Annotated in this window: 2 protein-coding genes; one reads left to right on the top strand and one right to left on the bottom strand. The window is 68.3% G+C overall.

Annotated features, from left to right (window positions below):
- Positions 1 to 86 precede the first annotated feature (86 nt).
- Positions 87 to 1,703, bottom strand: a complete 1,617-nt coding sequence (gene purH / locus NA2_RS21155; RefSeq protein WP_008599341.1) for a bifunctional phosphoribosylaminoimidazolecarboxamide formyltransferase/IMP cyclohydrolase — start codon at positions 1,701 to 1,703, stop codon at positions 87 to 89.
- Between the two features lie 137 nt (positions 1,704 to 1,840).
- On the opposite strand from purH, the gene NA2_RS21150 reads away from it, so the two are divergent.
- Entirely contained in the window at positions 1,841 to 2,266 is a 426-nt protein-coding gene (locus NA2_RS21150) for a GNAT family N-acetyltransferase (protein ID WP_008599340.1), read from the top strand.
- The last annotated feature ends 87 nt before the right edge of the window (positions 2,267 to 2,353 follow it).

The following is a 2,353-nucleotide window of genomic DNA, read 5'->3' as shown; positions in this document are numbered from 1 at the left end:
TGCTACAGCGTCCTTTGCGCGTCTTTCAAGACGCGCGGCGCTGTAGCCGTCAGGCGGGGAAACCCAGCCGCAATGTTGACGGAGATCTAATGGCGGAAGTGGCGCATGCCGGTCATGACCATGGCGATGCCGTGTTCGTCGGCGGCGGCGATCACCTCGTCATCGCGCATGGAGCCACCCGGCTGGATCACCGCCGTCGCGCCCGCCTCCACCGCCGAGAGCAGGCCGTCCGCGAAGGGGAAGAAGGCGTCGGAAGCGACGGCCGAACCCTTGGTCAGCGGCTCGGCGAGACCAGCGGCCCCTGCCGCGTCCTCGGCCTTGCGGGCAGCGATGCGGGCCGAATCGACGCGGCTCATCTGGCCGGCACCGACGCCCACCGTCGCACCGTCCTTCACATAGACGATGGCGTTCGACTTGACGTGCTTGGCGACGCGGAAGGCGAAAATGAGATCCGCCATCTCCTTCTCCGTCGGGGCGCGTTTGGTCACCACCTTCAGGTCGAGATCGTCGACCACGCCATTGTCGCGCGACTGGACGAGCAGGCCACCGGCCACGGTCTTGACCGCAAGGCCGGGTGCGCGCGGGTCGGCCAGCCCGCCGGTGACGAGCAGGCGCAGGTTCTTCTTGGCGGCGACGATGGCGCGCGCCTCCTCGCTCGCCTCGGGAGCGATGATCACCTCGGTGAAGATCTTGACGATCTCGGTCGCCGCCTCCGCGTCGAGCGGCCGGTTCAGCGCGACGATGCCGCCGAAGGCCGAGACGGGATCGCAGGCGAGCGCCTTCTCATAGGCCTCGCGCAGCGTCGCGCCGGTGGCGACCCCGCACGGATTGGCATGCTTGATGATGGCGACGGCGGCCGAACGGTCCGGCGCGAACTCGGAAACGAGCTCGAAGGCGGCGTCGGTGTCGTTGATGTTGTTGTAGGAAAGCTGCTTGCCCTGCAGCTGCGTCGCCGTGGCGACGCCGGGGCGCGCCTCGCCGGTAACATAGAAGCCGGCGGTCTGGTGCGGGTTCTCGCCGTAGCGCATCACTTCCTGCAGTTTGCCGCCGACCGCGCGGAACACCGGCGCGCCGATCTCCAGCGTCTCGGCGAACCAGCCGGAAATCGCCGCGTCGTAGGCCGCCGTGCGGGCAAACGCCTTGGCGGCCAGTTCCTGGCGCAGGCGATGCGGCAGGCTGCCGCCGTTCTCCGCCATCGCGTCGAGAATGCCTGCATAGTCGGCCGGCTCGGTCACCACGGCCACATAGGCATGGTTCTTGGCGGCGGCGCGCAGCATCGCCGGCCCACCGATGTCGATGTTCTCCACCGTCGTCGCGTAGTCGCCGCCGCCGAAGCGCACCTGTTCGAACGGATAAAGATTGATCACCAGGAGGTCGATCGGCGCGATGCCGTGCGTTTCCATGGCGGCCGCATGCTCCGCGTCGTCGCGAATGCCGAGCAGGCCGCCATGCACGCCCGGATGCAGCGTCTTGACGCGGCCGTCCATGATCTCGGGAAAGCCAGTCAGCTCCGACACGTCGCGCACGGCGATGCCTTCCTTCGCCAGCGCCGCCGAGGTGCCGCCGGTCGAGACGATCTCGACGCCCCGGTCCGCGAGCGCGCGGGCGAAGTCGACGATGCCGCTCTTGTCGGAGACCGACAGCAGGGCGCGGCGGACGGGCACGAGATCGGGTGCGGGAATGTTTTTCGCGGCGACGGACATGGCGGGGCTGCTCCGATGGGGACTGATGGGAGCCGAGGTACCGGCAGGCGGAGCGCAAATCAAGCGCGCGGCGGCGACAAGTCCGATTTTGCCGTCCGCCGGCTTGCATTCGTCCGCCGATCGGGCACTCTCCGCGCATGGATAGGGACCAGACGATATTCTATGGCAGCGAGGCGGATCTTCCGGTCGATGCGTTTCGCCGCGTGCTGGCCGAGTCCGGCCTGGGAGCGATCCGGCCGGTGGACGACGCGGAGCGGCTCGGCCGCATGGTGTCGGGCGCCAATCTGATCGTCACGGCAAGGCGCGGCGCGCCCGAAGGTCCGCTCGTCGGCGTGGCGCGCTGCGTGACGGATTTCTCCTGGTGCGCCTTCGTGCCCGAACTCGCCGTCAGCCGCGATGCGCAGGGACTCGGCATCGGTCAGGGCCTGCTTGCCGAAGCCCGGCGGCTGCTCGGGCCGGAGGTCGCCCTGTTCCTGGTGTCGGTGCCCGAGGCGGTCGGCTTCTACAAGCGCGCGGGAATGGAGCATCTCGCGGACTCCTTCATGTTCCGCCGGACGCGATAGACCGCCACGTGTTCTTCCGGACGCGCAAGGACGATCTGAATCATTGACCGAACACCGGAATGACCGAAAACCGGGTTCCACTTTTCG

The organism is Nitratireductor pacificus pht-3B (genome assembly GCF_000300335.1).
Taxonomy (GTDB): domain Bacteria; phylum Pseudomonadota; class Alphaproteobacteria; order Rhizobiales; family Rhizobiaceae; genus Nitratireductor; species Nitratireductor pacificus.
The sequence above is the reverse complement of the archived record's forward strand: the minus strand, read 5'-3'. Positions and strand labels throughout refer to the sequence as shown.

Coding starts and splice junctions, on each gene's coding strand:
- NA2_RS21150 (WP_008599340.1), top strand. CDS start 1,841: ATGGATAGGGACCAGACGATATTCTATGGCAGCGAGGCGGATCTTCCG.
- purH (WP_008599341.1), bottom strand. CDS start 1,703: ATGTCCGTCGCCGCGAAAAACATTCCCGCACCCGATCTCGTGCCCGTC.